This window comes from Carboxylicivirga taeanensis, from assembly GCF_051851475.1.
Classification (GTDB): Bacteria; Bacteroidota; Bacteroidia; order Bacteroidales; family Marinilabiliaceae; genus Carboxylicivirga; species Carboxylicivirga taeanensis.
In genome coordinates this window covers 207,074-213,289 of sequence record NZ_JBPUSJ010000007.1, presented here as the reverse complement: position 1 = coordinate 213,289, position 6,216 = coordinate 207,074, and the positions used below count along the sequence as shown (strand labels likewise).

Genomic DNA, 6,216 nt, shown 5'->3' with positions numbered 1-6,216 from the left:
GTGGTATTCGTATATCTGGAAACGCCATTAACTCATCCGGGCGTTCTCCCGGCGATTGGCAGTGTTTATTTTCAAGTTTTATCAACTGCCAATAGGATATAATGGGTGTTACTTCAAAATGGACCGAATTTGCCCCCTATTTAATCCTTCTTAAGACTGCTCTGGGGGATGGGAACTTGCGTAAACTTCTGCTCTAAAACTATTATAGATTGACGATGTATAAATAGCTTCACATCAACTAAGCTGTGCAAGGTTATTTTATGTTCTTTTTTGTATCCAATGCTATGCTTTAGGACAAAGGGTCCTTTATTCTAAAAGAAAGGTTTATTTAGGCTTTTCTATGGCAAATATATTGTATAATCGAAATTAGGGTCTTGTTTAGAAGGAGGGCATTTTCGGACTATTATGAAGAATAATGTTAGCACATCCTTTTTTGAGAAACTATTACCTCAGGGTATTCTCCGTATTTAGTTTAGTTTATGACCGTTTAATTGTGCAGTAATGGCTATATGTGTAGTTGGTTGAGTTGAATTGGTCTTATTGGGATGACAAACTAAACCACTCGATTTAGCTTTATTTGATGAGTTTATTTTTAGAAAAAAAGGGCTCAATATTGAGCCCTTAACTATTTAATTTTTCTTCTTAATATCCGGATATTCTATTCTGGCGTGGTAAATGTTTTTAAGTTTATTTTTAAACACCTCTTTCGCTTCATTGATTTCTTTAAACGTAATTGGTGCGTTAATAAACTGATCTTCCTCGATCTGGATACCAATGATTTTTTCAACTAGCTTATCTATTTCATCATCGGAATAGCTTTTTAGACTTCTTGATGCTGCTTCAATGGAGTCGGCCATCATTAATATTGCTGTTTCTTTGGTAAAGGGTGTTGGACCCGGGTAAGTAAAGGCACTGATGTCCGGCGTTTTGTCTGGATGCTGGTTGATATATGAGTTATAAAAATACCGTGTTTTTGTAGTGCCTTGATGGGTGCTTATAAAATCAATGATCTGTTTAGGTAGATTGTGTTTTTGTGCCATTTTAATGCCATTTTCGATGTGATTAATGACAATACGGGCACTATCTTCAAAATCTATTTTTGTATGCGGGTTTAAACCGCCGGCCTGGTTCTCTGTGAAGAACAGAGGAGCTGCCATCTTTCCAATGTCGTGGTACATAGCACCTGCTCTCACTAAAGCCGGATTCGCGCCTAGCTTATAGGCTACTTCCTGGGCTAAATTACCAACCTGTATACTGTGCTGAAAGGTGCCGGGAGTGGCTTCGGCCATTTCTCTTAAAACAGGGTGATTGGTGTCAGCAAGCTCTATTAAGGTAACATCCGAAAGGAATCCAAACATACGCTCAAATATCCAAATGAGGGGGTAGACCATTAAGAGCATAACTCCGTTGGCAGCAAAATAGGCAAACATAACCGGGTCTATGTTTTGGAATGAGCCTTCCTGCCACAAAAGTAGCGAGGCATAGAACAACGAATAGGTAAGTATTATAAACATGGCTGCACGCACAATATGGCTTCTGCGTGTCATTCTGAATAGGCTAAACATGGCCACCAAACCGACAGGTATTTGTATAAATACAAACTCAAAACTGTTCTGAGCAAAAAACGCACAAATAAGAACAGTTATAACGTGCATAAAAAATGCAAGTCGGCTGTCGAGGAAGGTACGAATGATAATGGGAAGAATGGCAAAGGGAATAATGAAGAACGGGAAATGTACAAAGAACTGGTTAAGACTGGCAAATAATATCATGGTCAGCGTAATCAGCAGGATGAAACTGATTGAGCTGATAGAGTTAAAAACATCTTTCCGGAAGTAAAAGAGAAACAGATAAATTGCACTGAACATTAGTGCCACCAAAAGTAGTTGCCCGGCCAGAATAAAGTAGTAGTCAGCTTCTGAAACTACATTGGTTTCATACTTTCTTCTTAACGAGTCGAGGACTTTTTCTATTTCACTAGTTACAATTTCACCTTGATCGATAATGCGCTGGCCGGCCAAAACACGTCCCGATGTGAGCGAAATATTTTTTTTAAGCCGGTCCAGTTCAGCAGCATTTCGTTCCTCATTTAATAATACATTGGCTTCAATGTATTTATTTAGCTGCAGGTTATTTATTAACTGAGAAGCCTCAGCAATTATCGATTCGTTGTCGAGTGGCAGCGCTGTGGCAGCTCTTCTTGATAACTTCTTATAAGCACTGGTTCTTTGTTCCAGTTCTGATAGCTCGAAGGGTTCAACAAATGAACCTTTTATCAGCATGAGCTCAAATGAGGGCGGTGCATCCACATTGTTTTCGGGAAGGAGGATGATGCCTTGTTTGTATAGTTGCTCAAGGTTGGATAGGATCACTGTTTTAATCAGTGAAAAATAGTTACTGTCGGTGCGGTAGGCTTGCGAGAGATTGGGATAGGTTTCCTGATGCTCGCTTATAAATAAATCATAATCTGTGCTAAATTGTTTTTTCACTCTTTGAACCAGCGAGGTATCAAACTCAAAATACGGGCGATGGTTTTTTAATGCGGTAGTGGTTTCTTCGGCAAGTTCAGCCTGAGTTTTATAAATCGGAAAATCAAACGGGGCTATTAGTGCCGGGTGTTTCCAAGGTGTTCCATTCTGATACTCATAGGCAAACTTTCCCGTTTTGGGTAACAGATAGGTGACAATAAGAATACTGATCACAAAAAGTAATATTCGGGCAAAGGGTTTGTAAAACCTGCTTTTAAATTTAGGAAACTGTTCGAGCATAATCCTCATTTTTATTAATATGGTAATTAATATGACCAAAGATAGCTAAAGGTAAGTTTTTTTACCCCAATTTTGTTCGTGATAGTGCCGCACAGGCCTATCATTTTGTTGGTATTCGATAATGCCCAATGCAAAACTTAATTAGGGGATTGATGGAAAAATCAATTTGTACATATGGATTAATACCGGTTAGAAGCGAAGCTTCGGAGCGGGCAGAGATGGTAACGCAACTATTGTTTGGGGATACTTTTGATATTTTAGAAAGAAGAACCGACTGGTGCAAAATACGACAGCATGACGACTGTTATGAGGGATGGATTAATTCTAACCTATTATTAAAACTATCAGCAAAAGAAGTTGAAAGCTGGATGTGTGGGAAAAAATGGATAGTGCCATCGCCATTTATAAAGCTTGTATCTGAACCCGATAAAACCACACATCTTATTTCGGGTGGAAGTGCTATCTTTTTCAATGGGGAAGATACAAATTGCTTTACCATTGGTAATAAAGAGTTCTACCTTTCTGGAAATAGCAGTCCGCTTAAGCCTGCTGGCTCTATCGCCGATATTGCAATGGCTTATATGAATGCACCTTACCTTTGGGGAGGGCGCAGTTTTTACGGGATAGACTGTTCTGGTTTTACACAGGTGGTATTTAAGGTTGCTGGTTTGCAATTGCCAAGAGATGCATCGCAGCAGGTTGAGCTGGGAAGCATTATTAATTTTGTAGAAGAGGCGGCTTTGGGTGATTTAGCCTTTTTTGATAACGAAGAAGGAAACATAACGCATGTTGGCATATGCTTGGGTAAAGGCGATATTATTCATGCATCAGGCCGCGTTAGAGTCGATAAACTCGATCATCAGGGAATTTATAATGATGAGAGTAGGACTTACACACACAAGCTGCGCGTGATAAAACGTATTATCTAATGACGTATAGTTACCAATACCCCCGACCAGCCGTAACAACCGACGTGCTCGTTGTTGCCAGATTCCCCCGTCCAAAATTGCTATTGATACAACGAGGCAATGAGCCCTTTAAAGGCTTATGGGCCTTGCCTGGTGGCTTTGTGGATATGGATGAAGATTTACCCCAGGCAGCATTGCGTGAGTTAAAGGAAGAAACAGGCATTGATAGCCTGCCCATTCAGCAGTTTAAAACCTATGGAGCCGTGGGCCGCGATCCGCGTCACCGAACAATTTCAATTGTTTATATGGCTGTTGTTGATCAACCCATTGAAGTTCAAGGTATGGATGATGCTGCAGATGCTCAGTGGTTTGACATCGATACCCTGCCCGATCTGGCTTTTGATCACCAGCTGATTATTGATGAAGCTATGCTTTCACTCAGTGCCCACCGACGCCTTTAGTATATCGTATGTTTCTGGTCCTTTGCAAAAAAGCAGGTCGATGACACTAAGGTTAGGGATAAAGGGGTATTTTTCTGAAAAAACTTGTCGGTATTCCACCGTGGTATATTGGGGGTCGTCTTCCGGCCGTTTTTTCGGGTGAATGAACGGTCGAATATCCTTGGTATCCGCTGTAGAAGGGGCTATGAAATCAGTGCTTAACTGCACCGGCAACTCAAGCTCCAGCTCATCCAGCATCGTTTCTAACAGACCCATGTTAAAGTCCAGCAGATAGTTAAACTTTTTATGATAAAACGGCGCGAAATCATCAGCATAATACTCAAAAAATGGCGAACTGTTATAGGCCGATACAATGGATCGCCAATGCTGCTTTTGCCAATCCATGTCGTAGCTGATTAGAGTATCTTTTAAAGCCGTCTTGCTTCCCTTGATATTGATAACAGGCACAGTAAGGCTCAATGGACCATTAGCACCTGTAATGGCGCAGCGGTTACTGTAGGTTTTGCGTTGGTAATTACTGTGTTGCTCTACTATCACACCCTGAGCATTTACAATATGTGCGAATAGTTGCACCGAGCCAAGGTATGTTAAAGGGATTATTTTAATCATTGATTTCTGAACTGTTAAAATCGTCTGTATCCTCAATTGTGTCAGGGTTCAGCTCTTTTTTCTTCTTCGATTTGATGAAAAAATATGAAGCCCCGGCAATTACTCCGGTCATGAAAACAATAATCAGGAGAATAGCTAAGGATATACGTACTTCATTAAATAAAACATTAACTCTTACAGGGGCGGCATTTTGAACAGAAAAAATGACCAGCAAAGCTGATAGAATCAAGAATACCCAGAATGACTTTTTCATGTGCAAACGGTTAAAAGTTATCAGTGCAAGATAAAGAATTTATCACTTAATAGCAGAAAGTTTTTCAACACGACCAATAATATGGTTTTCAGGAACAAAACCCCAATATCGACTATCAAAGGAGTGTTTTCGGTTATCGCCGCCCACCCAGTAGTAATTCATCTTAAAGGTATATTCCGTTCTGATCTTACCATTAATAACAATTGCGTTTCCGTCAGCAGTTAGTGTATTGTTTTCATAAACCTCAATAATGCGTCGGTATAACGGGAGGTTTGTTAAGGTGAGTCGCACCGTTTTCCCTTTCGTAGGAATTATAATGGGGCCCATGTAGGAGGCATTCCAAAAAAAGCTGGCTTTAAATGGAAAAATGTAGGCATTAGGCATGTTAAGGGTTTCTTCCTGCCGGCTTAGGTAGGTTTGCCATCCATTATTTTTTACGAGTTGTTGTTGCATTTCAATAAACTGGACTTCGTTTTCACGGAAAGAGGTTGCCGCTTTTTTACGTATACTATCTCTCGCCACTAAAGGAGTTGACTGGTTCAGCCTGTAAAGCGAAATGGCCTGTTTGTTGGCCAAAATAGGACGATTATTAACAAAATAATCACCGTTCATAATTTTTAACGTATCACCAGGTAACGCCACTATGCGTTTAATAAATATTTTTCGTTGGCTAACCGGCGTGTACTCTTTCTTTTCTCCCAAAAGTGGGTTGTAATACCTGGTTGCTTCGTATTGGCGTTTAATAAAATGATAGTTCTCCTGGTTGTGATTAACAATACAGGTATCAGCCTCCGGGAAATGAAAAGCAATAATGTCGCCTTGTTTTATGCTCGTATAGCCATTTAGCCGTCGGTATCTTGACGTGTTTTCGATATTGCAGGCCGGGCCATAAGCCAGCTTGTTGATAAGGATGAGCTCGTTAATGTTGTGAACGGGGCTCATGCTGTTGGATTGCAGTGAATAGAAGGTGACGGCGTAGGTATTTACAAACCATACGAAAAAAACGGATAAACCAACAGCCAGAAGCCATTCCATCAATCTGAGCTTAAAATGGGATAGCTTATTTAAATGGAGGCGTATAGTACTGATTAAAGACGGGTGCCAAAGTAGCAGAGCCATACCGAATAGCATAGCTGTTAGCAACCAACTTTGGCTCCAAATGGACAGAAGCACTCCCAATACAATTAATAGATATTTTATAGCAACTTTCACTCTTT

General features: G+C 40.3%; 6 protein-coding genes. 2 read left to right on the top strand and 4 right to left on the bottom strand.

Translation table 11 applies throughout. The features are described 5' to 3' along the window. Positions 1-629: 629 nt before the first annotated feature. Positions 630-2,768 (bottom strand): HD family phosphohydrolase, encoded by a 2,139-nt coding sequence (locus ACSX1H_RS12620; protein ID WP_439184414.1) that lies wholly within the window; start codon positions 2,766-2,768, stop codon positions 630-632. Between the two features lie 152 nt (positions 2,769-2,920). On the opposite strand from ACSX1H_RS12620, the gene ACSX1H_RS12615 reads away from it, so the two are divergent. Then, a complete protein-coding gene (locus tag ACSX1H_RS12615; protein ID WP_439184412.1) occupies positions 2,921-3,697 on the top strand; it encodes a C40 family peptidase in 777 nt (258 codons plus the stop codon). Further along, positions 3,697-4,137, top strand: coding sequence for an NUDIX domain-containing protein (locus ACSX1H_RS12610; protein ID WP_439184411.1), 441 nt, complete (start codon positions 3,697-3,699; stop codon positions 4,135-4,137). The genes ACSX1H_RS12615 and ACSX1H_RS12610 overlap by 1 nt, the downstream gene beginning before the upstream one ends. Here ACSX1H_RS12610 and ACSX1H_RS12605 read toward each other — a convergent pair. From ACSX1H_RS12605 to lepB, 3 genes are read right to left on the bottom strand one after another with little or no spacing between them, the layout of a single operon-like run. After that, on the bottom strand, positions 4,111-4,746 hold the full coding sequence (locus ACSX1H_RS12605; RefSeq protein WP_439184409.1) for a WbqC family protein: 636 nt from the start codon (positions 4,744-4,746) through the stop codon (positions 4,111-4,113). The genes ACSX1H_RS12610 and ACSX1H_RS12605 overlap by 27 nt on opposite strands. Further along, a complete protein-coding gene (locus ACSX1H_RS12600) occupies positions 4,739-4,999 on the bottom strand; it encodes a lipopolysaccharide assembly protein LapA domain-containing protein (protein WP_439184407.1) in 261 nt (86 codons plus the stop codon). The genes ACSX1H_RS12605 and ACSX1H_RS12600 overlap by 8 nt, the downstream gene beginning before the upstream one ends. A 42-nt stretch (positions 5,000-5,041) precedes the next feature. Further along, complete coding sequence (lepB, locus tag ACSX1H_RS12595; protein ID WP_439184406.1) at positions 5,042-6,211, bottom strand: signal peptidase I; 1,170 nt, start codon at positions 6,209-6,211, stop codon at positions 5,042-5,044. Positions 6,212-6,216: the final 5 nt, after the last annotated feature.